At 37.7% G+C, this 26,753-nt stretch carries 34 protein-coding genes; 5 read left to right on the forward strand and 29 right to left on the reverse strand.

Features of this window, described 5'->3' with window-relative positions; translation table 11 throughout:
- Positions 1–2 precede the first annotated feature (2 nt).
- The 4 genes from IGI38_RS19130 to IGI38_RS19145 form a co-directional block, all read right to left on the reverse strand.
- Positions 3–953 carry an ABC transporter permease gene (locus IGI38_RS19130; protein ID WP_438733465.1) on the reverse strand — a complete coding sequence of 317 codons (951 nt, stop codon included), beginning with the start codon at positions 951–953 and terminating at the stop codon, positions 3–5.
- Positions 954–1,026: 73 nt separating this feature from the next.
- Positions 1,027–2,601 carry an ABC transporter substrate-binding protein gene (locus IGI38_RS19135; protein WP_438733466.1) on the reverse strand — a complete coding sequence of 525 codons (1,575 nt, stop codon included), beginning with the start codon at positions 2,599–2,601 and terminating at the stop codon, positions 1,027–1,029.
- Between the two features lie 914 nt (positions 2,602–3,515).
- Positions 3,516–4,229 carry a DUF2922 family protein gene (locus IGI38_RS19140; RefSeq protein WP_438733467.1) on the reverse strand — a complete coding sequence of 238 codons (714 nt, stop codon included), beginning with the start codon at positions 4,227–4,229 and terminating at the stop codon, positions 3,516–3,518.
- A 52-nt stretch (positions 4,230–4,281) separates the two neighbouring features.
- Positions 4,282–4,665 (reverse strand): hypothetical protein, encoded by a 384-nt coding sequence (locus IGI38_RS19145; RefSeq protein WP_438733468.1) that lies wholly within the window; start codon positions 4,663–4,665, stop codon positions 4,282–4,284.
- A 494-nt stretch (positions 4,666–5,159) separates the two neighbouring features.
- Between IGI38_RS19145 and IGI38_RS19150 the strand changes: the two genes are divergently transcribed.
- Both IGI38_RS19150 and IGI38_RS19155 read left to right on the forward strand, forming a co-directional pair.
- The gene (locus IGI38_RS19150) at positions 5,160–5,864 is read left to right on the forward strand and encodes a TetR/AcrR family transcriptional regulator (protein WP_438733469.1); all 705 of its coding nucleotides are present in this window, start codon (positions 5,160–5,162) and stop codon (positions 5,862–5,864) included.
- Complete coding sequence (locus IGI38_RS19155; RefSeq protein ID WP_438733470.1) at positions 5,854–6,666, forward strand: CPBP family intramembrane glutamic endopeptidase; 813 nt, start codon at positions 5,854–5,856, stop codon at positions 6,664–6,666. The genes IGI38_RS19150 and IGI38_RS19155 overlap by 11 nt, the downstream gene beginning before the upstream one ends.
- A 126-nt stretch (positions 6,667–6,792) precedes the next feature.
- Here the strand turns inward: IGI38_RS19155 and IGI38_RS19160 are convergent, their stop codons facing one another.
- The 3 genes from IGI38_RS19160 to IGI38_RS19170 are packed head-to-tail and all read right to left on the reverse strand — an operon-like array spanning position 6,793 to position 8,066.
- Positions 6,793–7,164: a hypothetical protein gene (locus tag IGI38_RS19160; RefSeq protein ID WP_438733471.1), complete on the reverse strand. Its 372-nt coding sequence runs from the start codon at positions 7,162–7,164 to the stop codon at positions 6,793–6,795.
- Positions 7,165–7,178: 14 nt separating this feature from the next.
- A complete protein-coding gene (locus IGI38_RS19165; RefSeq protein ID WP_438733472.1) occupies positions 7,179–7,556 on the reverse strand; it encodes a hypothetical protein in 378 nt (125 codons plus the stop codon).
- 21 nt (positions 7,557–7,577) lie between these two features.
- Positions 7,578–8,066, reverse strand: coding sequence for an RrF2 family transcriptional regulator (locus IGI38_RS19170; protein WP_438733473.1), 489 nt, complete (start codon positions 8,064–8,066; stop codon positions 7,578–7,580).
- 407 nt (positions 8,067–8,473) lie between these two features.
- Here IGI38_RS19170 and IGI38_RS19175 point away from each other — a divergent pair, with 407 nt between their 5' ends.
- Complete coding sequence (locus IGI38_RS19175; protein WP_438733474.1) at positions 8,474–9,568, forward strand: YhgE/Pip domain-containing protein; 1,095 nt, start codon at positions 8,474–8,476, stop codon at positions 9,566–9,568.
- A 461-nt stretch (positions 9,569–10,029) separates the two neighbouring features.
- On the opposite strand, the gene IGI38_RS19180 is transcribed toward IGI38_RS19175, so the two are convergent.
- The 12 genes from IGI38_RS19180 to rlmH all read right to left on the reverse strand — a co-directional run bounded on the left by IGI38_RS19180 (position 10,030) and on the right by rlmH (position 17,615).
- On the reverse strand, positions 10,030–10,506 hold the full coding sequence (locus IGI38_RS19180) for a JAB domain-containing protein (protein WP_438733475.1): 477 nt from the start codon (positions 10,504–10,506) through the stop codon (positions 10,030–10,032).
- A gap of 59 nt (positions 10,507–10,565) precedes the next feature.
- Positions 10,566–10,886 (reverse strand): DUF960 family protein, encoded by a 321-nt coding sequence (locus IGI38_RS19185; RefSeq protein WP_438733476.1) that lies wholly within the window; start codon positions 10,884–10,886, stop codon positions 10,566–10,568.
- A 115-nt stretch (positions 10,887–11,001) separates the two neighbouring features.
- Entirely contained in the window at positions 11,002–11,277 is a 276-nt protein-coding gene (locus IGI38_RS19190) for a hypothetical protein (protein WP_438733477.1), read from the reverse strand.
- A 96-nt stretch (positions 11,278–11,373) separates the two neighbouring features.
- Complete coding sequence (locus IGI38_RS19195; protein ID WP_438733478.1) at positions 11,374–11,667, reverse strand: DUF4176 domain-containing protein; 294 nt, start codon at positions 11,665–11,667, stop codon at positions 11,374–11,376.
- A gap of 1 nt (position 11,668) precedes the next feature.
- Positions 11,669–12,277, reverse strand: a complete 609-nt coding sequence (locus IGI38_RS19200) for a DUF443 family protein (RefSeq protein WP_438733479.1) — start codon at positions 12,275–12,277, stop codon at positions 11,669–11,671.
- A gap of 82 nt (positions 12,278–12,359) precedes the next feature.
- Positions 12,360–12,989: a DUF443 family protein gene (locus tag IGI38_RS19205; RefSeq protein ID WP_438733480.1), complete on the reverse strand. Its 630-nt coding sequence runs from the start codon at positions 12,987–12,989 to the stop codon at positions 12,360–12,362.
- Positions 12,982–14,370 carry a hypothetical protein gene (locus IGI38_RS19210; RefSeq protein WP_438733481.1) on the reverse strand — a complete coding sequence of 463 codons (1,389 nt, stop codon included), beginning with the start codon at positions 14,368–14,370 and terminating at the stop codon, positions 12,982–12,984. The genes IGI38_RS19205 and IGI38_RS19210 overlap by 8 nt, the downstream gene beginning before the upstream one ends.
- 5 nt (positions 14,371–14,375) lie before the next feature.
- Positions 14,376–15,020 (reverse strand): DUF4176 domain-containing protein, encoded by a 645-nt coding sequence (locus tag IGI38_RS19215; RefSeq protein WP_438733482.1) that lies wholly within the window; start codon positions 15,018–15,020, stop codon positions 14,376–14,378.
- A 7-nt stretch (positions 15,021–15,027) separates the two neighbouring features.
- Positions 15,028–15,309: a hypothetical protein gene (locus IGI38_RS19220; protein WP_438733483.1), complete on the reverse strand. Its 282-nt coding sequence runs from the start codon at positions 15,307–15,309 to the stop codon at positions 15,028–15,030.
- Positions 15,310–15,324: 15 nt separating this feature from the next.
- Positions 15,325–15,759, reverse strand: coding sequence for a YwqH-like family protein (locus IGI38_RS19225; RefSeq protein ID WP_438733484.1), 435 nt, complete (start codon positions 15,757–15,759; stop codon positions 15,325–15,327).
- Between the two features lie 61 nt (positions 15,760–15,820).
- Complete coding sequence (locus tag IGI38_RS19230) at positions 15,821–16,117, reverse strand: WXG100 family type VII secretion target (RefSeq protein WP_438729923.1); 297 nt, start codon at positions 16,115–16,117, stop codon at positions 15,821–15,823.
- Positions 16,118–17,135: 1,018 nt separating this feature from the next.
- Positions 17,136–17,615 (reverse strand): 23S rRNA (pseudouridine(1915)-N(3))-methyltransferase RlmH, encoded by a 480-nt coding sequence (rlmH, locus tag IGI38_RS19235; RefSeq protein ID WP_438733485.1) that lies wholly within the window; start codon positions 17,613–17,615, stop codon positions 17,136–17,138.
- A 459-nt stretch (positions 17,616–18,074) separates the two neighbouring features.
- Between rlmH and IGI38_RS19240 the strand changes: the two genes are divergently transcribed.
- The gene (locus IGI38_RS19240; RefSeq protein WP_438733486.1) at positions 18,075–19,379 is read left to right on the forward strand and encodes a S1C family serine protease; all 1,305 of its coding nucleotides are present in this window, start codon (positions 18,075–18,077) and stop codon (positions 19,377–19,379) included.
- Between the two features lie 141 nt (positions 19,380–19,520).
- Here the strand turns inward: IGI38_RS19240 and IGI38_RS19245 are convergent, their stop codons facing one another.
- The 6 genes from IGI38_RS19245 to IGI38_RS19270 all read right to left on the reverse strand — a co-directional run bounded on the left by IGI38_RS19245 (position 19,521) and on the right by IGI38_RS19270 (position 22,230).
- Entirely contained in the window at positions 19,521–19,754 is a 234-nt protein-coding gene (locus IGI38_RS19245; RefSeq protein ID WP_438733487.1) for a hypothetical protein, read from the reverse strand.
- A gap of 15 nt (positions 19,755–19,769) precedes the next feature.
- Positions 19,770–19,976 (reverse strand): hypothetical protein, encoded by a 207-nt coding sequence (locus IGI38_RS19250; RefSeq protein ID WP_438733488.1) that lies wholly within the window; start codon positions 19,974–19,976, stop codon positions 19,770–19,772.
- 2 nt (positions 19,977–19,978) lie between these two features.
- The gene (locus tag IGI38_RS19255; protein ID WP_438733489.1) at positions 19,979–20,566 is read right to left on the reverse strand and encodes a TetR/AcrR family transcriptional regulator; all 588 of its coding nucleotides are present in this window, start codon (positions 20,564–20,566) and stop codon (positions 19,979–19,981) included.
- A 146-nt stretch (positions 20,567–20,712) separates the two neighbouring features.
- Positions 20,713–21,324 (reverse strand): YtpR family tRNA-binding protein, encoded by a 612-nt coding sequence (ytpR, locus tag IGI38_RS19260; protein WP_438733490.1) that lies wholly within the window; start codon positions 21,322–21,324, stop codon positions 20,713–20,715.
- Positions 21,325–21,447: 123 nt separating this feature from the next.
- On the reverse strand, positions 21,448–21,903 hold the full coding sequence (locus IGI38_RS19265) for a universal stress protein (RefSeq protein ID WP_438733491.1): 456 nt from the start codon (positions 21,901–21,903) through the stop codon (positions 21,448–21,450).
- A gap of 9 nt (positions 21,904–21,912) precedes the next feature.
- Positions 21,913–22,230 carry a thioredoxin family protein gene (locus IGI38_RS19270; RefSeq protein ID WP_438733492.1) on the reverse strand — a complete coding sequence of 106 codons (318 nt, stop codon included), beginning with the start codon at positions 22,228–22,230 and terminating at the stop codon, positions 21,913–21,915.
- 280 nt (positions 22,231–22,510) lie between these two features.
- Here IGI38_RS19270 and IGI38_RS19275 point away from each other — a divergent pair, with 280 nt between their 5' ends.
- Positions 22,511–22,846 carry a hypothetical protein gene (locus tag IGI38_RS19275; protein WP_438733493.1) on the forward strand — a complete coding sequence of 112 codons (336 nt, stop codon included), beginning with the start codon at positions 22,511–22,513 and terminating at the stop codon, positions 22,844–22,846.
- Positions 22,847–22,929: 83 nt separating this feature from the next.
- On the opposite strand, the gene IGI38_RS19280 is transcribed toward IGI38_RS19275, so the two are convergent.
- From IGI38_RS19280 to IGI38_RS19295, 4 genes are all read right to left on the reverse strand, one after another.
- On the reverse strand, positions 22,930–23,742 hold the full coding sequence (locus IGI38_RS19280) for an MBL fold metallo-hydrolase (protein WP_438733494.1): 813 nt from the start codon (positions 23,740–23,742) through the stop codon (positions 22,930–22,932).
- Positions 23,742–25,130: a PTS transporter subunit EIIC gene (locus tag IGI38_RS19285; protein ID WP_438733495.1), complete on the reverse strand. Its 1,389-nt coding sequence runs from the start codon at positions 25,128–25,130 to the stop codon at positions 23,742–23,744. Before IGI38_RS19285 ends, IGI38_RS19280 begins: the two co-directional genes overlap by 1 nt.
- A 104-nt stretch (positions 25,131–25,234) precedes the next feature.
- Entirely contained in the window at positions 25,235–26,086 is an 852-nt protein-coding gene (locus IGI38_RS19290) for a PRD domain-containing protein (protein WP_438733496.1), read from the reverse strand.
- Positions 26,087–26,094: 8 nt separating this feature from the next.
- Positions 26,095–26,541 (reverse strand): PTS sugar transporter subunit IIA, encoded by a 447-nt coding sequence (locus tag IGI38_RS19295; protein WP_438733497.1) that lies wholly within the window; start codon positions 26,539–26,541, stop codon positions 26,095–26,097.
- Positions 26,542–26,753: the final 212 nt, after the last annotated feature.

Genomic DNA, 26,753 nt, shown 5'->3' on the forward strand with positions numbered 1-26,753 from the left:
TCCTACTTACGCCCCGGCTGAAGCCTTGGGTCCACAAATCCATACAACACGTCTACTAACAAATTAATCAGAACATAGAGTAACGTCACAAATAGAACAACTCCTTGAATCACAAAAACATCCCGCCGATTGATAGCGGACATCGTGAGCATCCCAAGCCCTGGAATGTTAAATAGTGTTTCGGTAACGATTGTTCCTGTTATCAGACTGCCGAAAGATTGACCGATCGCAGTTAGAATGACTGGTGCAGCATTCTTCAGCCCATAACTCAAGATGACGCTCTTTTCCTTTAATCCTTTAGCGCGAGCGGTTTGAATGAAACTCTTATGTAGAACGTCTAATAAGGAGGACCTTATCATCCGCGTGAGGTAGGCTGCTTGTACAATGCCTAATGACAACGCCGGAAGAAATAGGTATTTAAAATACTCGCCGATACCTGAAGAAATATCGACATAACCCGCTACGGGAAACCATTGATTATAGACGCTAAATGCCAACATTAAAAACATACTCAATAAAAAACCGGGAAGAGCTGAGCCAAGCAGCGACACAGATACGGCCACTACATCGATTACGGTTCCCCGCTTATAAGCAGCTAATATTCCAAGGGGCATCGCAATAATCACCGCAAAAATTTGAGCCACAATCGCCAAACTCAGCGTCGGTCCAAAATACTCGCCAATCGCAGAAATCACTGATTGCCGCAGAAAATAGGATTCGCCCCAATTCCCTCTAACAATCCCGCCCAACCAATCAACATATTGAACAAGAAACGGCCGATCAAACCCAAGCTGCGCGTTCATTTGATTGATCTGTTCAGGCGTCGCTTCCATCCCAAGAATAGCAGTAGCTGGTCCCCCAGGTGTTAGATAGACAATCAGAAAAGTGATGAGGGATACGATAAACAAGACTGGAATCAATGATAGTATTCGTTTTACTATATAAGAAAACATAATGTACTCCTTTTTAACTATACTTCTGTTTAAAAAACGGCGAGCCGCTGTCGCAGCTCACCGCGTCTATCTTTTATTTTGAGACCGTTGCATTCCAGAAAATCGGGAATCTCATATATTCGTAGCCGTCTACGTCATTGCTGACCGCATTCACTCCAGTAAAATGACCAAGGACTGTTGCGCCGCCATATTCATAGATGTATCCTTGCAAATCGTCCCAGGCTGCTTTCGCGTCCTCTTGTGAATCCGCAAAACGCATTGCCTTGATCCCATCCGTAACCTCTGGTCTATCCATCCCAGCCCAAGTCTTATCAAGTACGGTTAATTGGATTGGAAGAACATTATAGGCATTGCTGGTGATGAACATACTGTTTTGATTTGGATCCGCACGACGCTCCATAAACGTACTGAAGTCATAGCTTTCAACTTCGGCGTTTATTCCTACTTTCTTAAGCTGCTCTTGTACGACCAATGTAGCGTTGTACATCTCTGGATAGTCCTGAGTCGTTACTAGGACCAGCTTCTCATTATTGTAGCCAGCCTTCTTCAACAATTCTTTTGATTTTTCAGGATCATTTTGATTGTAGTATTCTTTCCCAGCATCGCTGCCCCATTGTTTATCCTCTGGGTTGAACCAGCCTGGATTTACTTCATAAAGCTTTTTGTTTCCATAGCTTGCCAGAAGAATGTCATCCATATTAAGTGCTGCCAATACCGCTTGTCTCATCTCCTGTTTTTCCATTATTCCTACAGTCGTATTAAGAAACAGGTTCAGCGTTCCGCCTTTAGTCACGTCCAGTTTTAGATTAGACGCTTTTTCCAGCTCTTCATAATTATCTTGCGGAACCTCTTCTACAATGTCATATTGTCCATTTTTCGCACCAGCGATTCGGGTTGACGCATCTGTTACAATTTCAAACGTCAGCGTCTTTGTAGCCGCTGTTTTTTTACTTGCTAAACCAGTCGTCGCATTCTCTCTGACTTTGTAATCATCAAATTTATCCAATTGAATAAATTGATCCTGCTTCCACTTCGTTAATTTATAAGGACCGGTTCCAATGTATTCACTGATTCCTTTTTCTCCGGCTCCCTCTACGACTTCCGCAGGGTAGATCGCCGCAAACATAATCGGATTCGCCAACACAGTGATAATATCTGATGCAGCTTCATTAGCAGTCATCTTGACTGTGTAGTCATCGACTTTTTCAAACTTAGAACCACCGATCAATGTACTCGCTTTTTGCGAATCTTTCACCCAACGATTTAAAGAGGCCACAACATCATCAGCGGTCATCTCTTCACCATTATGAAATTTAACGCCTTTCAACAATTTGATCGTGTATTCCTTACCATCCTCGCTTACCTCATAAGAATCAGCAAGCACCGGTTGCGGCTCAAAGTTCTCATCCATCGCGAAAAGCGGCTCAAAAATATGATAACCAACTTGTGCTGTGATATTAGAGTTTGCAATCTGAGCATCTAGAGAAGGGGGATTCGCTGAAATGGCGATGCGAAGCTCGTCTTTTTTTTCAGACGCCGCCTTCTTATCACTATCCGCCGTCTTCCCTCCAGAACCTCCACATCCTGCTAACAACAAGAGCAAACACAATGGTAATGTTAAATATTTCAAAACTGACTTTCTCAACACAAACAACTCCTCCAATTTTCAATTCATTTTATTCAGGCAGTATAAAATAGGACGGTGATTTCAAAAAACAACTCTGACTGAAACATCAAATGGTGACTCGAAAATAGCCCACTCTTTCCATTTTTTATTGAACTCCTATTCATTAAGAGCACGAAAAAAGCACACCGAGCCACAGCATGCTTTCTCTCATATCCTAAATAAACGCCTTGCAACCGAAACATTAAAGACAGCTTTCGGGCACACAAAAAAAGCCAGAAATCACGGAAAGCTTCAGTATCCAAAACATTAGAAAAAATGGGTACAGAAATTTCCGACAATACGGTTTATTTATCTAATAAAATATGATGAGAAAATGTTTCATTCCATACTGACTTAGAGCACGCTAAGATTTCAGTGCTCGTTCAGTAATAGCGAATGGTTTCATTGAAATCAACCTTCAAGATCATTTTCTCACCTCATCTCTTTCTATTTTCATCATCGTTTTATAATCAAAATAAAACGTTTTCGACAACAAAAAGATTAGCATTCCTACTCGTAGACTGTCAAGAACATATTAAGTGCTGGAGCGGTTAAATTAACAGGAAAATATCATTCCTGGTGATAAATAGTCCTATTGCTCCTTCCGTTGGATTTTTTTCGACTTCAAACTCTATTTCGTTTGATACTGACTTGTTCGCTCCTCTTATACAGAGTATTTTTATTAGTAAGCAGCTTTCGGAGCAGTGAACACAATGTAAGTCGTCCGATAAACTCGAAATATCTTACTGAAAAAACTGAATTGAGCCACCTAAAAAGGGCATCCACATGCCAAATAACCCGCTGAATCGGCGGGTTAAAATTTTGCTTAGAATGTCATCGAACAGACACGTTCCCCCCATACCAACGTTGGATTTTTGATGAGGAACGTTCGTCAGTTATTCCCGCTTGCGGATTCGATCGAGTAACCGCTTACGCTTTTTCTTTGGCTGGACTGGCGGCGACTTAGTTGCTTCTGGAGCCGACTCTTGGACTGAAGCAGGGGCCGCCCGCTCCTCTGCCTCTACTATTGCCGTAACGAGCAGCTTCGCCGGTACGGATTGATCATCGACATCCAGATTGATCGGTGTCGCATGCTCAGGCAGACAGGCCGATATCACGGCGATCGCCTGTTCTTCATTCAATGACCATGGATCTATCCCTCTCGGCAGTTCAATCGTTTGAATCAACCGATCCGGCGCTGGCCGTTCTTCAGCTATACGCAAATCCTCCGGAATGCGGACGTGTTCTAAGGTCTCCTCCGTTTTTATTGGTGTTGACTCTGTTGCTAGTTCAACTGGTGCAGACACTGGTGCAGCCGCAACACTATTCATCAGTGTGCTCAACGGATCCTTCGGCACTTTCGGTTGGCTTTCAAATTTCGCGGACTCATCAAATACTTCCGTTTCTCTTTCTTCGATAATAGTCGCGTGCTTCACCTTTTTGAATAATTGCACGCCGTCCTTTTCAAACAGACTCAATTTAGTTAATTTTTCTAATGCCGAGCGGATTTGTTCCCCCGTTTTCGTTGCATCAAAATTCTTGAAGTAAAAATGATGTGATTTTCCATTGCTATTTTCAAACTCTGCATCTAATGTAACTGTACTTATCATGGTTTTATCCTTTCTTTTTTCGTATTTTTTTGCCTCCTTCCTTCACTCATCGTCATGATTCCGCTAATCCTTCTAATGATGGATTGATGACTTGGCTATAGAGGTGTTCCAACTTTTCTGCGATAAATGTTTGTGCTGGAAAGAGCTTGACTGACAATAATCGCCACTCTTTCTTTCCAAAATAATCAATAAAATAGAGATAATAGCGTCGCATAGCTTTCGTTGATCTTGTTTGTAAAAAGATCCGCTGCACTAAGCTTCGTAAAATATATGAGAAGTCCGCTTTACACAATTCTTCGCGAACCTGCAGCGTAATCAACATTTCGAGGGTGGCCATTCCATCGTTTGTTTCATGATAAAAGCTGTTGATTCGTCGTTCTAACGTTTTCCGTGTAAGCGAAAACAATTTTTTCATGTTTAAACCGTAGTCTTCCAAAACACTGTCTCCTTTCCAATTTTTTTTCGTTTGAGATATCTTCACAATCAAAATACGCCTTTCTTTAAACAAATTACACACCAAAAAATTTATAAAAAATAAACCATAATGATTCTCAGAAGCGAACCGTTACCGCCTCAAGGGATTCCGCTCCAATAAATAATGAAATCCTTTTCAAAAAAACTTCTAGTGTCGTTTACGTCAGAGAACCTGTTAACTATAGAATTTAGATACCCTCTCCATGAATGAAAGTTCGATTAGATCATAAAGTTCAAGCATCAACTCAAACTACTTTGAGTTGATATTCCTCCGTACAGTACTGCCCACATTCTTTATGGTAAATCACGGCCTTAAAAATGAACACGTTGTCATTTTTATATTGACAAACAAATTCCGGGTTGCTATTATATAAAAGTGAACAGTATGTCATTTTTATTTTTGAATCTAAACTAAAAAATTTGATTTCATTTTAAGAATACAAGGAGGACGGCAACATGCCAAAAGTTAATAAGGAGTATTTTAATAAAAAAAGAGATGAAATTCTAGACGCTGCCTACAAGGTCGTGATGGAAAAACCTATTTACACCGTCTCTTTACGTGACATTATCCAGCAAAGCGGACTAAGCCAAGGCGGGATTTATCGCTACTATTCGGGATTAGATGATATCTTGATCTCCCTGATCAACCGTGAGTGCCCGGCCTGTGACATGGAACAAGAAGTGGATGCAATCTTGTCTCTTGAACTTGTCCCTGAACAAACATTAGAACGGCTGTTTCAGCTTTGGCGGAACGAGGTGCTGCAAAATTATGTAGGCGCAGGAAAAATCTACTTTGAGATTTCAAACATGTATGCCAATGATTTGGAACGATTGGAGCACTTCAAGTCTGAAAATCGCCTCGGCGCACAGGAAGTGATTTTTCAAGAAAAATGTTTCGGCTGGCTGGCGGCAAACATTCAAGAAGGCTATTTTCAACCAAAAACAACTATTGAAGATCTGATTCTATTTCTGGGGACCTCTTTCGATGGGATGATTCGGGACTTGATCCTGACACATCACTACAAAATAGGCAAAACGTACGAAAATGCTATGCAGCTAGAGCCTGAAAAACTTGTAGCAACTTTATGCACAGCGACCGTCCTCTTGCTGAGCGGCGATGTAACAAAACTAAAAAATGGAGGGTTATCTAATGAAAAATAATAAAAGTGGTTTGAAGACCTATTTACTATTGGTGTTCTTGGCTCCATATTTACTGTGGGGATTCATCCTGTTGGCTCAGGAGCTTGGTTGGTTTAATTATGGCGAGTCTTTTTCTGTGGTTCTTGTTGTTATTGCCGCCAACTTCCCGTCCGTCGCTGCATTTTTCGCACTTCGCCGGGAACAACCTAATTATTCACTGAAAAAATTCGTCAAATCGTCTTTTGATATCAAACAAAAGCCTGTCTATTACGGACTACTGGCACTGTTTGTCCTACTATTCTTTGTGGTACCTGCTTTAATGGGCGGGATTGCATCAGAGGTTAGTCCGTTTTCAGGTGGAACGGCCGCTGCCGAACGTTTCCCGATCTGGATGACGTTGCTGATTTCTCCCCTTTTCTTTTTCGTTGGCGGATCAGAAGAACTTGGCTGGCGTAAATACCTGCAGCCGACTCTTGAGAAGAAGTTTTCTTTCATACCTGCGACACTGATTACCTCAATGATCTGGGTGGCATGGCATTTACCACTATTCCTGATCGTCGGTACATCGCAGAATTCTAGCAATCTGCTGTCTTTCACTCTATATGCCATCGGCGCCTCATTTGCAATGGCAGCGATTCGCCGCGTAACAAACAGCACTTGGCTCTGCGTGCTGTTCCACTGCATGACCAACGCGTTGCAAGGCTCTTTGCCGCTCATCGACGATTTATTCATTAAATGTGTCGGCGCTATCGTTCTTATAGCAGTTTCGTTAATCGTTGTTGCTTTCCATCAAGCTCGGACTCAGCGACAAGTAGCCCTTTGAGTAAAAAAATAACCCAATCACCGATTAGGATGATTGGGTTTCATGGTAATAATATATAGTTTTCCATATTACTAAAACATCTATTCATCTAACAACATATTTACTCACAATCGATAGCCTTCATCTCTATACCTGTAATAATTTGTTTATCTTCTCTAATTCATTGATCTGTTCGGACTTTTCAGCTGATATCTGTTTCAAATCTGAATCAATCTCCCAAAGTGTAGTAAACAAATCTTGACTATCATTAAAAGTAAAAACTATCCCTATATACCTTTTAAAAGCTTTGTATTCATTTAACCGTATCATCTCAATTTCATTTTGTGCCATTTTTTGTTCTAAAGCTTTTTTTGCTAATCTCAATCCAATACGTTGTAATTTATTTTTTATCCTTCTAGCTTTATTTCTTTCAGTAATAATAGGTAAGAAGAGGGCCACAATTAATGCAACTGTTTCTGCAATTCCTTCCACCCACTCAGCAAGACTACCTGTTTCCATTTCTTTCCTCCTTACTAAAAAATATACTCAGACTCTAATTTTTGAAGCAATTTTCTAAGCGACTGATTAAAATGCTCTGTATTAGTCTGTTGGACCAATAGATCATTAATTTCCTCAGAGATCTGTATTAACCCCTCATCATCACAAACAATCATCAGCATTGAATTGAAGCTTTCAAATTGTTTGTATGATTCTAGATCTAGAATAGTCTCTTGAGAATTATTAAATTCATTTTCGATATCTCTTACTAGGGCATATTCTCTGCGAGCTAAACGACTGGTTGAAGCCCTTCTTCGCTTTCTTTCGCGTACAATTGGGAAAGTAATTGCACCAATAATAGCAATTATTTTGGAAATTCCTGCAACCCATTCTGCAATATTGCCTATTTCCATAAAATGATCTCCTTCCGTAAGTTATTCATCATTTTGTAAATATTGTCGCCAATCAATTTCCAATAATTTTCCTTCCATATCTTTTGGAACAATCTCCTCAATAGAATGTTTTTTTAGAACATCAAGATACTTTTCCTCGGCTTCAGACAAAATATCTACTGTCAAATTTCCATATTGATGAACCAATTCATTCGATAAAAACATTGAGTGAAAAATATTCGTTTTTATATTTTCTAAAAAACTATTCTTTGTTTCAACTGCCCGAAACACATCATAAAATGATATATCTCTGGCTTCTTTATTCAAAGAGTAGCCACCTTTTTTTGAAGCTTCTGATCGAATGATACCGCCATTATTTAATTTTTTTGCTATTTTCTGTAAATAAGTATGAGAGACACCCATTCTTTGACTTATTTCTGAAGCTTTTAAATATGAATCGTCTGGTAATTCGGCCAGCATTACAAGGACAGCAATGGCTTGAATAAATGCATTACTTAGTTTCAAAATCATACACCCTTTCTTTTACGTTATTCAATCATTGAGTTTTTTTACTTTCAATAAAATTAAAAACCATTCATATCCACAGATTCACCTCAACTATAGAACAGAGTACATAGACTTTCAATTATGGCACTCTGATAGTAGTCATTTTTTTCAACGAAATATTACTACCATTGTTAAACCCTTTACAGTTTTTCAGGTCTATATCTAAGCACTCTGCTTTTTATTTACTCACCTAAATTGAATGAAGACAATCCTTTTTTATAGCATCAAGATACGTTTAATTTACCAAAAAATTTTTCTCAGCAAATCTATTGACAAATAAAATCCATGGATATATTATATCCGTAGTTAATAGATATCCGCGGATTTATTTATTTCAATATTACAATAACTAATTCAAGAGGTGTTTAAAAATGAAAAGAAAAATTACTTTAATTTTTGTATTAACATTACTATCAATCATTCCAATGCTATATTCAGGTTTATTTTTAGGGGCATCTAAGGATCCATACGGTAATTTAAATAAGCTTCCAGTCGCACTTGTGGATGGTGAAGATAATATTGTTAAAGATAAACTAATTGAAAGTAAGCTATTCGATATAAAAAAAGAAAAAAGCTTAGCCTCAGCGCACGAGGATCTCAAGGCTGGAAATGTTTATTCAATAATTAACTTTGATAATGATTTTCAAAATAGAATAATGAATTATCCAAAAACAAAGGAAAGTGCTTCAATTACTTTAACTATTTCTGAAGGACTCAACTACTTTTCTTCAAAAGTAATAACTAGTACGATGAAACAGTTTGTTGAAAAAGTGAATACTAACTTATCAAACACGATGATCAGCAAAATGAATGGGATGGGGATTCCCCAATCGGCTAGTACTATTATTCAATTGAACACAAAAGATATCTATCCAGTAAAAAATAATAGTGAAGCCATGGCTCCTTACCTCTTCTCATTGACTTTATTTGTCGGTGCAATTTTTGTTAATCAGTTCATCATGCGGAATTTAAAAAAGAAAGGTGAATCTCTTCCTGTTTATTGGACAAAACAATTTCTCATCTCATTTATAATTGGAATTGGACAAGTACTTTTATTGATGATTGGAAATAGCCTTTTCATCCATGTACCAATGACTTCACTTTTTAAACTTATGGCTTTTCTATTTTTAACTTCTGCCACTTTTTATAGCATTATCGTTGGGTTTAATAAGTTAATTCCTGGTATTGGTAGTCTAATTGTTTTGTTGCTGACTATGCTTCAAACATCTTCAGCAGCCGGTGTGTATCCTATTGTCTTATCCTCAAAACTGTTTCAACATATTAATAATTGTATCCCTATGACCTATAGCATTAGGGGCTTAAGAAGCATCATTAGCATGGGAAGTACTAACCTAATAAATAATGTGTATGTCTTAATTGGCTTCTTGATTTTTGGTCAATTTTTGATCTTAATTTCTTATTTAATCCATGAAAAAAAATTTAGGACGATTGCGAAAAATAATTAATTAGACAAAATAGTGATTGTTATGAATTTTAAAGAAAAATGAATCGTTCAAAAAAGAAAGTCTGTTGACAAAGCAAAAGCTGAACAGAAAAACAATCGCTTTAAATGTATACTCCTTCTATATTTGTCGCTAAAAAGTTGAGGTGGCAAATATAGAAGGAGTTTTTGTGTAAATAACAACAATTGAAATGGAGCTTAGAAAGAGAGTTAGTAATTCCAGAATTGGGTTTTATTCATTTGCTGCTTCAATTTTTTCTGAATAGAATACCCTTGAAACAAAGATATTAGAAAGTTCTTTATACACCAGCATATTTACGATCACCTCTCTGAAGAAAATCAATAACTTCATAATAAGTATCAATTCCCTTTTGTTCTTTCAGTATGTCGATGGCATCCTTCAGCATATCCACTCATTTCCTTCTCCAAATCGAAAACCCTAACAACCAGCAACAGTCATTAGGGTTAGTCATCATTATTGATATGTCCTTCAGATCGCATCGACAAGTACTTTCCACCGGAACCAATGATAATGTGATCCTGCAACTTGATCTCTAGTAGCTTGGCAGCTTTTTCTAGTCGAGCGGTCAATTGTATGTCCGCAATAGAAGAAGTCACATCTCCAGATGGGTGATTATGGCCAATACAAATGGAGACACTATTTGATAACAAAGCTGCTTTCAAGATATCTCTAGGATAGGCTAACGATTGGTTGATCGTACCAATATGGATTGTTTGTATAACAGTTGGTTCTAGCTTTTGATTGAGTCCAGCCATCACAAGGTGTTCCCGATCTTTTGTCTCAATGAATGGCGCGAACAACCGATACATAGCATCTGGAGTATTGCAGCGTCTGCCTGTATACATCGTACTGGCTTCTTTGATCATTTGGAGGCTGACAATGTTCACTCGTTTTCTCGGCTCTTTCAGGGATTTGGTCATTTTTCTCTTTCCTTCTTTCTATCTGTTTTTGAAATTCTCTACTTTGTTCCTGCTAATTTTTAGTACTCTTCCGGCAACAACATCGTCTGATGGGTTTGATCATCGATGACCCATAGTTTCTTTATACGAAAATTTGATAGGGCTTTGTTTATTCGGCATTCATGGTACTCAATGAAAAACGGTTCCTCTTGTCGATGAATGATCGTGATCGTCTTTCGTTGGTTATCATTATTAAATTCGAAAATTTGTAGATAATCCAGCTGAACCTCTGCTTGTTTTGCTTTTTCATCAATCAATTGAAAGCACAGTAGCTGCATTCCCCGTGGTACTTGTTCGTTCACTCCCCTTGTGACGTAGCGATTTTCTTGTGTATCGAACATTGATTTCCCTCCTTTTAGACACAAAAATAGCCCAATCATCAAAGTTAGATGATTGGACTTCATGATAATAATATATAAGTATTTTTTTAATCGTTACTGAAACTTCAATAGCTTGTCATCTAATTTGGTCCATTTTGGTTCTCAACTTCTTCATGTCTTTCTTTTGTTGATATAAGATACTTTCTTTTGCAACTTTATCAAATGAACTCATTTCCTTTAATGAATTCGCTTCCTCAAGCGTTCCAGATATTAGCTGTGATGTTTGCTGAAAAATGTCATCCATTTGCTTTATTGCACGCATTGCTTCAAGTTGATTATCTTTATTTTCTGACAACATGTTCTCTTTTACTTGGGAACGAATGTCTTTCCAATTGTCATCAAAATTTTGCATGTCTGTTTTACTACTGGTAATAATGAGCTCCTCCTATTCACAATAGGTGTATCAGCATTTCTCCTATGTCTCACGCTTCAAGCTATACATGATAACTTAATTTTTTACATCTACGTTTCCTTTAGAGATGTCATTTTTAGAGAAGGCTTCATTTAGAAGTTCTTGAAATCGGATCTCTTCATCATCAGAGTAACCATCAAAAACAACTTTATCGATATTTTCTTCATTGAAATAGAATATTTCTTCCATGTTCAATCCCATAGGATAAAAACAAGCTGAATAGTCAAAATATTCCACCTTTCCTTTGTCTTCAATAACGGGGGCTCTATTCAAAATCATCATTTTTTTTGCACCGTCTTTTAAATATACGATAGAACCTATTGCCAACATGTTACTCATCTCCTAAAAATTCAATTTTATAGTTATCTGGTCTAATTAAATACGAGCTAAAATGGGTCAATTGATAGAAAAGAATAAACCAAAGTAAAAGTATTACTATATCAAAATAGAGAAATAGAACGTATAGCCATATTGCCATCATTATAATAATCAGTAAAAAGAGTATTCCTATTTTTACTAATTTGCTCGTACTTTCTGGTCTGATTCTAATGCTGAAATCATTTATTGGTTCTTTTCTCTTTTCTCTTTTTCTAATATAGTATCTGATAAGAAAGGAACAGATTATCAATATAAATATGAAGATGAACTTTTGATTCTTCTCCACGTTCAGCAACGTGTATTGGCGAGTCCTTCCTAAAATCCTAGTTATTATCAAACCTAAGCTTCCGGCAAGTAGAAAACTCGTATTCTTTCTATTATTTATAGCTATATTATTCGGATTTTCAATCTTGTAAGTTTTGATTGGTAAAAAGAATACCAAAAATGGAAACAATAGAAATATTGAACTACTATCTAAATTAATATAGTATTGATGGTCATCAATTGTTAATAATTTGTACTTATTTCCATATATTGTTTCTTCAATTCTCCCAATTTCCATTTTTATTTACCTCTTGTCATTCCAGCCTTCATTTGTTTGGTACAGAGAATTAAAAGATTCTTTTTCTTCAATTATTCAACTACTATTTTAATTCCTCTTCCAAAAACTTAATTTCATAATCCCCGGCCTTCATTACCCAGAAATGGAGTCCTGTTGACATGTAAAACAGGATGATCCCTAACCCCATATAAATAAGATTTCCATTTTTTAATATATCGATAAATATCGTAAGTAACATGCCGTAGTAAACTAAAAAAACAAGAAACAAACCAATTCTTCTAGACTTTCTTTTGGGTCTAATAATAATATCTCTATTTTTTCTTAAATCTAATTTTCGTTCCTTCTTTATTATTTGAGAATATATTCTAAAAAATAAAATCGAAAGAATTACTAACAATGCTAGTATTAATTTAACATTTGATTTCCAAGTTACATTAGTATATTCAATCAATCGATAAAGAAGTCTCGAACCTACGACAGATACACCTGTTCCAGCCATAACACTAATGCTCTCATGTAAAATTGTATTTTTCACAAAACCATTTTCGATTTTATACGCTTTAACTGGTAACAGAAAAACAAGGAATGGAAATATCGGAAATATCGGATTACAATCAAGATCAACATAGTATTGATGGTCATTCATCGTTAACAATTTGGTTCTATATTCCCCTTTTATATCCTCTAAAGTACCGTATTTCTTTTTATACACCTCTTGTCATACCTGCTTTCATTTGTTTAGAATAACTATCATTGTAATTTTTCCAGCCACTATCGATAATTTCACCTACTTTATCAGTAGATTTCCTAACACTACCTTGCTTATTTTCATACAACTGTTCATATTTTGTAGAAGCATACCATGCTGCTCCAATTCCAATTACAATGGCACCAACACCTGTAAAAGCTAATCCCGCTCCTACAGTAGCTAATATTCCAATCCCCACTGATGCTCCATTATGAGTAATTGCTTGCCCGGCGGTCTTTCCGTGATTAGTCATATCATTGGCAACACCTGTACCAAATCCTATCACAGTTAAAATAGTTCCTGCTTTCCCACCATATTTTGTAAATGTAGTCCCTGCTTTGGATAAAGCCTGACCTTTTCCTTTTGGATTAACTAAAATAAACGAAGGTTTTCCATTTGACATTGCAGGTCCTTGCACGGAGGAAGCTACTCTGTAACTTAACATTCCTTGTCCTGCTAGTTGTGTCAAATCCGCTGAGTGGCTCAATGCAGCTGATTTATTATTTAATTTATCAACCTTTTCATTCTTTGGTTTTTTTCCTATTTCACCATACTCTGTATTCATTTGTCTGATAATACGATCCAGCTCTGCTTTTGTCATTGTTCCCTTCATTGCTGCCATAGAAGGATGAACATTACTTAAAGCTTGTAGATTAGCTTTTTTTTGTTCCTCCTCAAATTTTTGAACCTCTTTATGTTGCTTATTGATTTCATTTTTGAAGTCCTTATTCATATAAATCTTCAACGATTTTGGATCGGTGTAGCTTAACCCAGCTACACCTTTAAGGCTTTTTATCTGTGCTTTTTGTTGAGAAAGAATACTACTGATGGCTTTACTAGATTTTTTCCCATTGAAAGTATCCATTCCTTTTTTTGTTTCAGTCAATACTTTCTTTGTTTCCTCCATTTTTTTGGTAAAACCAGAGCCAAATACTTTGGAAACAGTTACAAGACCAGTTACTGAGTCATAAATTGTAGTAAATTTCTTTTCAATCTCGGTAAATTTTGTCAATTGATCAGAAAACTTACTTTCTGCTGTTGTTAATGCATCTGTATCAATAATAGCAGAACCACTTGTCTCTTTTACCGTTGACTTGAAATCGCTAATTGCATTCGTGAATTCTGTAGACAATTGATGCATCGCATCATAATAATTTGTAAGCAGAGGGATTTGATAATTACTAATCTGCGAATCGATCGCCAGTTTGACTGAACCAGATAAACCATTACTGCTAACAACACCTTTCCAAGAACTTTTGGCGCTATTGATTTGTCCTTGAAGTTTAGTCTTAGACGATTCAATACTTGTTTTAGCTGCTGTTACTTCGGACATCACTATTTTCAATTGGATCACCTCACCTTATATAGATAGGATCGCCTGCCTTCATCGATCCATTGTTTTCTCAACACTTCAAAAGTAAACTGTTCTTCATACTCATTCGTCAATCCCGATGAGATTACTCGCTTAATCATCAGATTCGTCACATAGATTGGATCGGTTTCTGGCATGATGCCAAACGGCCAGAGTGATGCGACATAATCAATATATGCCATAGAATCTCCATATGGGAGCCTTCGTCCGTGAATCATTACAGAGAGACCTAATTCACTATCACTAAACATTCGTTTCAACTCATCAGAAAGTAACTCTTCATTCAATTCGATTACGCTACCTGTAGGAAATATCTCACTAAAAACAGCATCGATCAGTCCCATATATTTTATGTATTGATCGAAAGTCAGCATAAGCTCAACAGGATTTCGTTGAATCACTACTTGTTGCTTCTCATGATCAAAATGCACTTGAAGACGAGCACCTATTGTTGGTTTATACTCAAAATCGGTTTCTTCTTGAAAGAAAGCCAGATTAATTTTTCGAAACAATACTGGCTGTCCACCTAAAAATAATCCGATAGTTTGTAGTTCTTCAAGATTCGTCATTTCCAGATTTTCTTTGGTACAGACCTGTTGCCACAATTCTCTTCGCTGATTCATCCTTATATCACTTCCCAACAATTTTCATGCTGGATGCCCCAGCTTTGTCATCTTTTGCTTTGTTCTCTCCAGCCTTGATCATTTTGGCCACGTCTTGTTCAGCCATACCTTTATAACTAGCGAGTGAGCTATTAATCTCTGAGATCATTTCTGTAAATTGAGTAAAAGGCGATAAGTTTGTTTGTCTAAAAGAGACAGAAGCTACTTTTCCAATATTTCCAGCGGAGCTCCCTGCTTTGGAAACATCCCCTGACCAACCGCTCTTTACACCTACTCCTGCTTTTGCCATTATCTTCCTCCTATATTATTGCGCTCTTAATCTTTTGGCTTCCGCTGTCAAATTCGCAATATTCGAACTTAAAGTACCAATTGACATCCCTAGGCGTTGAGAATTTTCTTTCAGTTCTGCCAACTTTTTATCCAAAGCATCTTGATTTTCTTTATGTTTGTCTGCAATTTTCGTTAATTCTGTTGCTACATCACTGACTTTTGTGTTGTACTCATCCCTACGTGTTCCTTGGAAAGAACCTGAATCAATCGATTTCAATTCAGAGGAAACACTCGTACTAAAGCTTGTCAGTGAGGTGGTGGTCGCTGTTAACTCGCTTTTCGCCTTTTCCAATATTTCAATTTGATCATTTAAAATTTTCTTATTTGCATTTACTTCATTCAATTTAAGTTGGTTCTGTTTCGCTCTACTTTCTAATGCTTCTGCTTGTTTGATATTAGCCTCACTCATATGACCTTCTCCTTTTTGAAAAAAGCACCAGCACGCAATGTACTGATGCTCTGTTTTCCTATTAGTTTAAGCCGAATGATCCAGCATCTTGGCGGTCGCGTTCTGCCACAGTATCCGCGTACTTGTTCAATTGTCCGTGGATACTTTCAAGCAACTCTTCCATTTGTTTGACGTTGCCTTCCAACTGGCTGTATTGTTCCAAATAGGCACGGAAGGCTTCCCCCTGCCATTGTTGCGAGATCGTTTGGTTCATTGAATTGACTTTGCGGATCGCATCCTCGATTTGGGCTGAGGCTTGTTGATACACCTTCGCTTGTGATTTCAGCTGCTCGGGTGTGACTGTAATTGCTCCTGACATTTAGTGAATCCTCCTTGAAAATAAATTATTTTAACACTATCGTTTATAGCAACTCTTTCTATAAGCAAACGTTGCTAAAATCGTTTAGTGTTCATCAATTGCTTTACTATCCAATGCTTTTTTCCAATGATGACTATTCATCACTGAAAACAACTAGCATTGGATCTATACAGAAATTGTTAGTTTTTGACACATTTGAATTTAATCGAAAGTAGCCATAGTTATATCGCTAACTATAATTAATCTACTTTAATACTAATTAAAACATATAATCACAATTAGAATCTCTCAATACCCTAAATGGTTGATTTTAGACCCTCAAAGGTTCTTCCGTTTGACTAGTCCAAATAACAATAAGTAAAACTCTTATTTTTATCTGCATCAACTCGTAATCAAGATACATTTTTCAGAAAGCTGTCTTTCTCAAAGGATGCCATGCCAAAAACGTATGCTCATACTCTGTCACTACATCCACTTGTTTGTTCAACAGTTCTGCAATGTCTTTCATAGTTCCTTCTAGCTGGTTATACTGTTTCAACTATGTCCAGAGCGTATCTCCTTGCCATTTTTATAAATACCCCTGACATATGATACTTTCTCCTATGAAATATAAGTTATTTTCTACTTATCAGCTTATACTAACTCTATTGAAATATCAATATAAGATATTTTTATCGTCTTTTTTCACGTATCAGAAATATTATTCGTAATTAATTTTCTATAAAAATTATTAATACAAATAAATATAAGAATTTTACTTTTTACTCGTGAGCATTAACTCAAATAAATTATTCGGTGAAAACTTTACTATTTTTTGAAATCCTATTCAATAGAAAAAATTGCTTAAAAAAAGAAACCATGGATTATCCACGGCTCCTTCTCTTCTATCTGAAAATTGATGTATTTCGATTCATTTTTCTCAATTACTTTTATGATTAACCTAGACTCCCGTATCATTCTACGTACAATTTCTTTTTAGAAAGCCTAGTATAGAGCACCTAAATTTCCAATAATATCATCACTTATGATACGGCTCATTCTGATTGATCCTAAACGCCCGATAGATCTGCTCTACCAAGATCAGCCGCATCAGCTGATGTGGATAGGTCATCTTACCGAATGAAATCTGGGCGTTGCTGCGTTTTAGGACTTGCTCGCTGAGTCCGAGTGAGCCGCCGATGACGAAGACGAACTGGCTGTTGCCGCTGGTTTGTAATTTATCTAACGTGGCAGCGAATTCCTCGCTGCTGGGATTCTTGCCATTGATTGCAAGGGCGAAGACGTATTCTTGCTCCTTGATTTTCGCGAGGATGCGTTCGCCTTCTTTTTCTTTGACTTGGATCATTTCAGCATCGCTTAGTTTCTCTGGTGCTTTTTCGTCGGGCACTTCGATCAATGTGATCTTGCAGTACTTTGATAGCCGCTTTGTATACTCACTGATTCCTTGGACGAGGTATTTCTCTTTTAATTTTCCCACAGAAATAATTTTGATATTCATGTTTTTCCACCTTTTTCATCTTAAAGAGTTATTATTCTACTCGTTAGATTGCTTCTATAACGCGATATTCTGATCTCCAAATGAAGCTTTTCCACGGATCATCTCAGTAAAAACCAGGGAAGACTTCCTTTTTCCACGAAGTTATACACACTAATCACAGGTTTATCCACAGAAAACGACTGATTCATTCCCTTTTTACAGGTATTCTTCTATACAAACATATGTTTTCCACCAACTTATCCCCGTTATCCACAATTATGTGGATAACCTACTTTAGGGAATTAACAAACTTTTTCCTTAGTTTTCCACTAATGTTGTGGAAAACAAGTTTTTTTATCATTTATCTACATTTTCCTCCGATTCTTTTTCATAAAAAAGTCAAATCGGTGTAGTAGACTTAACTTACAAAAAAATACTATACTCAATATAACTTAAATTATAGTAGAGGTGGAGGAAAATATGATAAGAAAAGATATTACATCAACACCCAAAAAGTCACCAGGTTTCTTTAGACGATTTGGGATCAGTTTATTAGGAGGTGTGCTTGGTGCCGTTTTAACGATCGGGATTTTTTATGTGGCAAATGGTTCACTGTTATCCCCGAATAATCAAACTGCCAGCGGTTCACCAAGTGCCGGCAACACAAAAGTCAGCAACATGAAAGTCGATGTGAATTCTGATGTCACAGAAGCTGCCAGCAAGGTTCAGAATGCAGTTGTCTCTGTTATCAACCTGCAGAAGCAGCAATCACAAAGCGGTTTAGGCGGTTTTTCTGATATTTTCGGTAATGGAAATGACAATAATGACTCACAATCAAGCGATGATAGTCAGCTGGAGGAAGCCTCTGAAGGCTCTGGTGTTATCTACAAACTTGAGGGCAAAACAGCCTACATCGTTACAAATAACCACGTGGTAGAAAAACAAGATGGCCTTGAAGTATTATTGAAAGATGGTTCGAAAGTTAAAGCAACCTTGGTCGGTACCGATTCTTACACTGACTTAGCTGTTTTAAAAGTAGAATCAGATAAGGTTGCCAACATCAAACCAGCTACCTTTGGTGATTCTAGCAGCTTAAAAGTTGGTGAACCAGCCATCGCGTTAGGCTCTCCGCTAGGTTCTCAGTATGCGAACTCAGTTACTTCAGGGATCATCTCTTCCTTGAACCGCCAAGTGGTTAATCAAAATGAAGATGGACAAACAATCAACATCAACGCGATCCAAACAGATGCGGCTATCAATCCTGGTAATTCCGGTGGACCATTAGTCAACATGGCTGGTCAAGTGATCGGGATTAACTCTAGTAAGATCGTTCAAACAGAATCAAATGTCAGCGTAGAAGGAATTGGTTTTGCTATTCCAAGTAACGATGTCGTAAATGTTATCAACCAGCTTGAAAAAGACGGTAAAGTAATTCGTCCGGCTTTAGGTATTACGATGGCCAGCCTTTCTGATCTATCGACTGAACAAGTAAGCGAGATCGTTAAGGTACCAAGTTCTGTTACTCAAGGTGTCGTAGTCGCAAGTGTTCAATCTTCTACACCAGCAGATCAAGCAGGCTTGAAGAAATACGATGTCATCACAAAAATCGATGATACTGAAGTGTCATCAGGTGTTGAATTGCAATCTGAATTGTACAAACACAAGGTTGGCGATACGGTGAAAATTACTTACTACCGCCAAGACAAGAAAGAAACGGTTTCAGTCAAATTGAGTATCGATGCAAACTCATTGAAATCAAACAGCAATCAGCAAAGCAACAATTAATTAAATGGCTATCCGTTTAGCAGCCCTTCTTTATTAAGAGGAAGGCAGCTAAGCGGATAGTTTTTTTCATTCAAACAAAAAAAAGAGAAGCTTCCTTCTCTTTTAGTAAACAAGCAGATTCAGTTTCTGCAGCAGCCTGACTTAAATCCTTTTTTTCTCATAACGTGAGACGCCGGTACTGACAAGACTCAATAAACCTAAGGCGATGAATAATTTTGAAGACCTCATTATCCCTAACGGCAGAAAAATACCGGTCATTATTGTGCCGGTCAGCTGGGTCCATTCCAAATCTTTTTTGGTGGGAGCTGGAATTTTAACGGCTGCTATTTCTTCTTCATTTAATTGTTCGATTTTTCGATTTAACGTTTTTAACATACTACCCCCTCTCCCTTAATTGAAAAATAGATACAGTACGGGGTTAATCAGCAACAAGCACCCTGTCAATGTTACCCATTTCGCATAACGATACTTTTTCATTCGTAGATAAATACTCCCGGCGATGCAAAGAATCGCGATTATTCCTGTAATAAAATAAATATTTCCTAGATGACCACTGGTAGCACCCATCATTCGATTAAATAGTTCAACTATGTCCATTTCTATTCCTCCTCAAATAAGTTGTAAAGTGAATGTTCTAGTAAAAAGTTGAATGTTTGTTCATTTCCCACGAGTGTATCCATATCGACTAACGCTAAAAATAGGATCGAATGAATAATATGAATGACCTCTTCCTCAGGTAACAACAGTTTTAGTTTTGATTCCTGAATTGTTTTTGAGAATAACAATAGACTATTTTTCTTTAACTCATCTACTTTTTCTTTCGGCAGTTTCGCTAAGAACAAGTCATACTCAGAACTGTTGAAATTATACAATGCTGGATATTTTTGGTATTCGTGATACAACCATTGCAGTCCTAGCTTAAAGCCTTCAATCTTATGTTCATTCTCATGGATAAACGTCAGCCAAGTGTTCAATAAGTTGGCTTGAACCTTTTCTAAGACTTCAATAAATAAGTCTTCTTTACTTTTGTAAAGTAAATAAAACGCTCCTGCTGAGATTCCGACTTTCTTTGTGAGCAGCGGGATATTCGTTTGCTTATATCCTCTTATTTTCCAGCTTTCTTCACAAGTTCGTTGCAAGTCGCTCTTGATAGATTTCATATCTTCTTTTGAAAATTTTTTCGCCATTCCAACTTCCACTCTCTTTCATGAATATAACTTAACATATATTCATGAATATTGTAAATGTTTTTTTCACAAAAAGTTTTTCTTTGGCTCAAGCTTAAGGAATTACACAAAAAAATCTGTTGAGAAAAAATTTCTCAACAGATTTTCTATTTGCCTAATTCAAATTTTTCGCCGATCTTAGCATCCTCTTCCAATACGAGGATGCCCTTTTTTTCTGGCGCGTTTGGTAAATGGAGTTCTTTGGCTGAACAAATCATACCAAAGCTGTCTACACCGCGTAAGCTGCCAGGCCAAATCATTTGTCCGTCCGGCATCATCGCGCCTGGTTTTGCTACAACGACTTTTTGTCCGGCTTCAATGTTTGGTGCACCGCAGACGATTTGCAGCGTTTCACCGCCATCGATCTCAGTTTCTGTAATATGCAGGTGATCCGAATCGGGGTGATCGATACACGTCTTCACATAACCTACCACGAATTTTGGTGAAAGATCGGTTGCTAAGCGCTCTTCAAATCCAGCCTGTTTCAGCTGTTCATTTAACGCTTCGATATCTTGTTCCGTTACGTCCACTTGGCCATTGCCGTGGATCGTTAAGTACTCAGAGACATTGAAGAAGTTCCAAGCTACTGTTGTGCCGTCAATTGTTTGGATGCGGGAAACGTCCCCTTTTCTTTCGGCTTTATTTTCTTTACTTTCATCATTTTTGACGATTACCATCAATGTATCGCCAACATTTTGTTTATTATACGCAAAAATCACGTTTTTACCTCCAGTCGTAGTCCTCTCGTATCTTAACAAATCTACAGGGACTTTTGCATGAGATTTTTTTCATTTCTGTCTAAATCAAATTTTCCCCAAATAAAAAGCTGGACAAGCCAGCTTTTATTCCGCACTTGGATGAACGATTAAGACATCGCACGACGCCTCTTTGATCACGTAGCTGGCAACACTGCCAGTCATGAAGCGTTCTACCGCATTCAGACCAGATTGACCGACCATGATCAAATCAATGTCGTATTTTTCCGGTAAGGTTCTTGCCATCGCTTCTTTGGCTGAACCATAGGCGATGATCCCTTCGATCTTGTTATAACCGAAATCTCTTCCGATCGCTTTGCATTGGCTGATCAGCTCTTTGGCGTCCGCGGCCAATTGATCCATGATGTTTTCATTCAATGGCGAATAACTCATGAACGTATAAACCTGATGATCGATTACATTCGCGACATAAACCGTTCCGTGATTTCTTTTAGCAACTGCTAATGCCTTTTTGAAGGCTTCCATCGCTTGATCGCTGCCATCGATCCCAACTAAAATATTTTGATATGATTGTGTGAACATCTTGATCTCCTACCCTTCTACTCGTTGTAAAAAGCCAGCAATTTCATCTTTGGTTTTTCGATTTTTATTGACCAATCGGCCAAGTTCTTCCCCGTCGTTTACTACAACAAAACTAGGGATTCCAAAGATATTCCACTCGGCCGCTACATCGATATATTCGTCTCGATCGACTTGGATAAATGTAAACTGGGGAAAATCTGCTTCGATCTCAGGCATCTGTGGTTTGATAAAGTTGCAATCGCCGCACCAATCAGCAGTAAAGAAGAAAACATTTTTCCCTTTTTCCGCATAACCAGCTAGCTCTTCAATACTTTTAGGGATAATCATTCCGTCACGACCTTTTCTTTTACTACCTTTGATTATACACTTTTCGCTCTTTTTGAGAAAGAAGGTCACTCACGGCGGCTTCTCTTCCAAAACCCGCTCTAGACTTTCTTTTTATGGGAAATAATGACGTATCCTTTTCATTTTTGTTTACAACAATGGTAGAATAAGGCATATGCAGAGTTAGGGTGTCATCTATCCCTTCTATTTTTTTAGGTTCATAGGAGGAGAATAATCATTCTATACGGAAACGTTATTACTAAGGAACAAGGAGGAGTGCTCTATGGAGAAGGCTAAAAAGTTCGCTCAGGGTCTGGCCATCGGTTCAACGATCGGCTTAGCCGCAGGTGTTGCTGCGAACCATTACTACCGAAAAAAACAAACCATGTCCCCAGATAAGGTCTTAGATCAAATCAAAGCAGCTTTTTTAAAGGAAGGCCCGATTGAAGGTTCTTGGATCTCTTTTGATACAGAACACATGCAAAAATTCGCCATTACGATGGATATTCTTTCTGGCGGGATCACCAGATCAGAAGATAATCAATTAGTTGCGTATGAATTTAAAGCAGATGCTAAAACCGGCGCTGTTTTAAGTATCGATCGCGTTATTAATGATTAATTTACAGCAAAAAACTTGGAGCTTCAGGAGCTATAAACTCTCCTAAAGTTCCAAGTTTTTTTAGAGCATAAATTCTCTTTTCTTTACAACTTATCCAATGTATATATAACATTTCCAGTTTTTTCTTCTGTAGAAAAGTGTTTTGCAATATCCTTTCCTGCAAAAGCATCAACTCCATGTATATGAACAGGAAGTCGATCATCAACTCCATTTAATATGCTCTGACAAGTCGAAATGTTATTGTTGAGCAGGTTTAACTTTGACTCAAATGTACCATGATTTCTCAAAATTCGAGTATAGCGTCCATCCCATTGCTTCAATCGTTTTAAAGCGGCATAGTGCTCATCAATTCTTGTGCTTTCGGGAAAACAAATCAAGGTATTCTCACCACAGGCATCTCCAAATATCGCTACTTTTTCTTCTGGCAGTAAGAAAATCATCATTCCTCGAGTATGCCCAGGAACAAGTAAAAGCTCGATTGTTAAGCCACCCAAATCAAAAATCTTCTCTTCAGTTAGTTCAGAATATTTCCCAGTTCTTTGCGGAAGTACCTGATCAGGCTGCCAATTATCCGGCAGCGGAGTTGGTGCATGCTGAATTTCCTTAATTCGAAATGCTTGATCACAGTGCTGCTTTTCTAACTCATAATCTAAAGGGCTTAAATAAACTTCTTCGAACTGCCCGCTGCCTCCCGCATGATCACAATGACCATGGGACAAAATAACTGTATAATCAGTTGTCGCGATATGATCAATAAAACTTTTTAAATCTCCACAGCCTAGTCCCGTATCTAATAGGGCTCCACTTTTTTCTCCCTGTACATAGTAAGCACAAACTTCAAATGCCGTGCGAATCCGAGTAATCTTATTTGTGACCTTCTCAGTTGTAAAATACATTAATCCTTCACCACGCCTTCATCTAACTTGAAGAACAGCATCACGACAAAGCCGGAAACCAAGCCCAATACGACCGTCACTCCTAAAATAATGTAGTTATACGTACTGCCTCCAACAAATCCCGCCAAGCCATAAATACCGTTAGAAATATTTAACACATGTCCAGTCAAATTAAGGATACCCGCTACTAGACCAGTGATCGCCCCAGAAATGACACCAGCAACAAAAGGAGTTTTATACGGAACATTCAATCCATATAACAAAGGTTCCCCTACACCGCCCAAAAACCATGTGATAACATAACCTAGCGTTAAAGTTTTCTTTTCTTTCGATTTGAATTTATAGATACAAGCTAATGCGACGCCAGTTCCTGCCCATGAAGCGGCTAAAATACCTGGCATCAAGAAATTATCATAACCTACTGCTGGGAAAGTAGTGAATAAATACGTAAACAATACTGGATGCATCCCCGTCATAACGATAAATGCAAATGTTGCGCCAACGACACAAACTGCTAGTGGACGTGCGAAAGTGTTCAACGAAATAAGCGCTTCTCCGATATATGTTCCTAAAAAGCCGCCTAAAGGACCAAAAACAACAAGAGTCAGGGGAATCATGACAAGTAATGTCCCGAATGGAATCCAAAATACCTTTAACATATCAGGCGTTACTTTCTTCCAAAATTTCTCTACAAAACTCATCGCGGCAATGGTTAAAATCATCGGCAAAACGGTACTCGAATAATTTTGCAGCATTGTAGGAATTCCATAAACTGAAAATGCGCTGCCTTCTTCCGCCATCTGCATAAAATTCGGATATAATAAGACGCCGCCTAACAACATTCCAATTGGAATACTCACGTTCAGCTTGCGTGCTGCTGACCAACCGATAAAGACTGGTAAGAAATAAAATCCCGCGTCTCCAATGAAAGTAAAGAGCTGATAGATATCACTTTTTTCAGTAACAACATTTAGCAGAGAAGGCCCTAAGACGACACCTACTGTTTTACATAACGAAGCGACTAAAAGAATGGGAATCAGAGGTGTTAAGGAGCCGGAAAGATAATCCAATACCTGATCAAAAATCGCTTTTGCCCCTCGTTTATTTTCCGCTGTTTTTTCAGTGGCAGGTTCTTCTTCAGCTACTGGCAATAATTCTTCAATAACATCATATAAGTTCGTTACAGCCGGGCCAATGATCAGTTGATATTGACCACCTTTTTTCGTTAAGCCCATCACTCCATCTAATTCTTTTACCTTTTCATCCTGCGCTTTTTCTTCATCCTTTAAGACAAAACGTAGCCGCGTCATACAATGAGTTACATTTACGACGTTCTCATTTCCACCGATCGCTGCAATAATTTGTGGTGCTGTTTCTTGATAGTTCATTTTTCTGTACCTCCATTTATTTTAGTTTAGTAAAATAAAAGGTCTAGCCGGCCGTGCCGTAACCATCCAGTACGAGTGCCTTGATTCACCTCTTTCTTTTTTCATTATCCGCTGATATTCTTTGCGGTCGTTAAGCGAATGACATGAATCAACAAGAACAATCGCTCTCCTTCAATTTCTTTTTGGTACTTTTTAGTGATCACCTGCATGATTTTCGATACACAGTCGGCCTGCTGCGGATATTCCTTCATCAACAGCGCTACCATATGATCACTTTTGTCGTATTGCAGCATGCCTCCTTGAATAATACGTTGAAGTAAAAATCTTAGATGTAGAACAAAGCGTGCTTTATCTAACTCCAAATTATCCGACTCAAGTGAAATTTCCAGATTTTCTTGAATCACGAGCATGATTTGATTGATCATTTCGGTAATACCCACAGTTTCTTGAAACTCAATGTCCATTTCCGAATTAACTATATGAATCGCGATAAAATTCGCTTCATCATTAGGAACCGCTAAATCAAAATATTCTTTGATCCTAGCGACGGCCTTCGTGGCTAAATGGTATTCTTCCGGGTATAACGCTTGAACATTCCACAATAGCGAGCTGTCAAAACGAATTCCCATAGATAACCGCTCTAATAGATTCGAAATATGATCTGTTAAAGTGATATAAATTTTGTCGTTTATCGTTTTGTCAGTTCCATTTTTGATTTCTTCAATGATCGCTTCTGTCAATTCGATAATGTCATCATCAATATCCATCATCACTTCTTGGTATTGACGAACAGTTTCTTTGGTATCCAGCGTAAAGACCTTTTCAACTTTGCGTTCATCCACCTCTTGTCCAGTTTTCTTTCCGAAAGCAATCCCCTTTCCTTTAACAATGATCTCTGTTCCTTTTGAATCTAAACTAACGATTGTATTATTATTTAATACCCGTTCTATGATCATTTTCCCACCTACTTTATTGTAAGAATCGGTGTATCAAATGTGACTTTGCCTGTCGGCGTGAAGCTTGTGATTGTCTTTCCGGCAGAATTCGTGATAATCATCAGGATATCAGTGTCATACCCCGCTTTTTTTATCTCTCCACAATCCATCTCGGCAAGCAGATCCCCCGCCTGAACTGTTTGATTCAATTGGACTTTACTTTCAAAAAATTTTCCATTCAATTCCACTGTATCAATTCCTAAATGGAGTAAGATTTCCACTCCCTCGTTTGTCTTCAAGCCAAATGCGTGACCTGTAGGAAAGATAGCCGTTACCTCCGCAGAAACAGGAGCAACAATTCGCTGATCCATAGGCAAAATTGCTACGCCATCGCCTAACATCTTTGCAGCGAATACCTCATCATTCACCGTTTCAATTGCCTTTAATTCTCCCATCGCTGGACTTAATAAATCCATCAACTTCTCACTCCTTTTTCAACTTGTCATTCTATTTGAAAAAACAAAAAAGACCCATTTACACAAAATCTCCACGGATTTTGGTAAACCGGTCATGCTTGGCTATGCCAATAACATTCCTTAATTACAAATTTAGATTAACATGGAAATAATGGAATGTAAACACTTTCTTTCAATACACAAATTGAAGAGGCTAAACAAGATTTGAAAGC

Source organism: Enterococcus sp. AZ128, assembly GCF_051714485.1.
In the GTDB taxonomy this organism is placed as follows: Bacteria; Bacillota; Bacilli; order Lactobacillales; family Enterococcaceae; genus Enterococcus_A.

Coding starts and splice junctions, on each gene's coding strand:
- IGI38_RS19130 (WP_438733465.1), bottom strand. CDS start 953: ATGTTTTCTTATATAGTAAAACGAATACTATCATTGATTCCAGTCTTG.
- IGI38_RS19140 (WP_438733467.1), bottom strand. CDS start 4,229: ATGATAAGTACAGTTACATTAGATGCAGAGTTTGAAAATAGCAATGGA.
- IGI38_RS19150 (WP_438733469.1), top strand. CDS start 5,160: ATGCCAAAAGTTAATAAGGAGTATTTTAATAAAAAAAGAGATGAAATT.
- IGI38_RS19155 (WP_438733470.1), top strand. CDS start 5,854: ATGAAAAATAATAAAAGTGGTTTGAAGACCTATTTACTATTGGTGTTC.
- IGI38_RS19160 (WP_438733471.1), bottom strand. CDS start 7,164: ATGGAAACAGGTAGTCTTGCTGAGTGGGTGGAAGGAATTGCAGAAACA.
- IGI38_RS19165 (WP_438733472.1), bottom strand. CDS start 7,556: ATGGAAATAGGCAATATTGCAGAATGGGTTGCAGGAATTTCCAAAATA.
- IGI38_RS19170 (WP_438733473.1), bottom strand. CDS start 8,066: ATGATTTTGAAACTAAGTAATGCATTTATTCAAGCCATTGCTGTCCTT.
- IGI38_RS19175 (WP_438733474.1), top strand. CDS start 8,474: ATGAAAAGAAAAATTACTTTAATTTTTGTATTAACATTACTATCAATC.
- IGI38_RS19180 (WP_438733475.1), bottom strand. CDS start 10,506: ATGACCAAATCCCTGAAAGAGCCGAGAAAACGAGTGAACATTGTCAGC.
- IGI38_RS19185 (WP_438733476.1), bottom strand. CDS start 10,886: ATGTTCGATACACAAGAAAATCGCTACGTCACAAGGGGAGTGAACGAA.
- IGI38_RS19190 (WP_438733477.1), bottom strand. CDS start 11,277: ATGCAAAATTTTGATGACAATTGGAAAGACATTCGTTCCCAAGTAAAA.
- IGI38_RS19195 (WP_438733478.1), bottom strand. CDS start 11,667: ATGTTGGCAATAGGTTCTATCGTATATTTAAAAGACGGTGCAAAAAAA.
- IGI38_RS19200 (WP_438733479.1), bottom strand. CDS start 12,277: ATGGAAATTGGGAGAATTGAAGAAACAATATATGGAAATAAGTACAAA.
- IGI38_RS19215 (WP_438733482.1), bottom strand. CDS start 15,020: ATGAATCAGCGAAGAGAATTGTGGCAACAGGTCTGTACCAAAGAAAAT.
- IGI38_RS19220 (WP_438733483.1), bottom strand. CDS start 15,309: ATGGCAAAAGCAGGAGTAGGTGTAAAGAGCGGTTGGTCAGGGGATGTT.
- IGI38_RS19225 (WP_438733484.1), bottom strand. CDS start 15,759: ATGAGTGAGGCTAATATCAAACAAGCAGAAGCATTAGAAAGTAGAGCG.
- IGI38_RS19230 (WP_438729923.1), bottom strand. CDS start 16,117: ATGTCAGGAGCAATTACAGTCACACCCGAGCAGCTGAAATCACAAGCG.
- rlmH (WP_438733485.1), bottom strand. CDS start 17,615: ATGAATATCAAAATTATTTCTGTGGGAAAATTAAAAGAGAAATACCTC.
- IGI38_RS19240 (WP_438733486.1), top strand. CDS start 18,075: ATGATAAGAAAAGATATTACATCAACACCCAAAAAGTCACCAGGTTTC.
- IGI38_RS19245 (WP_438733487.1), bottom strand. CDS start 19,754: ATGTTAAAAACGTTAAATCGAAAAATCGAACAATTAAATGAAGAAGAA.
- IGI38_RS19250 (WP_438733488.1), bottom strand. CDS start 19,976: ATGGACATAGTTGAACTATTTAATCGAATGATGGGTGCTACCAGTGGT.
- IGI38_RS19255 (WP_438733489.1), bottom strand. CDS start 20,566: ATGGCGAAAAAATTTTCAAAAGAAGATATGAAATCTATCAAGAGCGAC.
- IGI38_RS19265 (WP_438733491.1), bottom strand. CDS start 21,903: ATGTTCACACAATCATATCAAAATATTTTAGTTGGGATCGATGGCAGC.
- IGI38_RS19270 (WP_438733492.1), bottom strand. CDS start 22,230: ATGATTATCCCTAAAAGTATTGAAGAGCTAGCTGGTTATGCGGAAAAA.
- IGI38_RS19275 (WP_438733493.1), top strand. CDS start 22,511: ATGGAGAAGGCTAAAAAGTTCGCTCAGGGTCTGGCCATCGGTTCAACG.
- IGI38_RS19280 (WP_438733494.1), bottom strand. CDS start 23,742: ATGTATTTTACAACTGAGAAGGTCACAAATAAGATTACTCGGATTCGC.
- IGI38_RS19285 (WP_438733495.1), bottom strand. CDS start 25,130: ATGAACTATCAAGAAACAGCACCACAAATTATTGCAGCGATCGGTGGA.
- IGI38_RS19290 (WP_438733496.1), bottom strand. CDS start 26,086: ATGATCATAGAACGGGTATTAAATAATAATACAATCGTTAGTTTAGAT.
- IGI38_RS19295 (WP_438733497.1), bottom strand. CDS start 26,541: ATGGATTTATTAAGTCCAGCGATGGGAGAATTAAAGGCAATTGAAACG.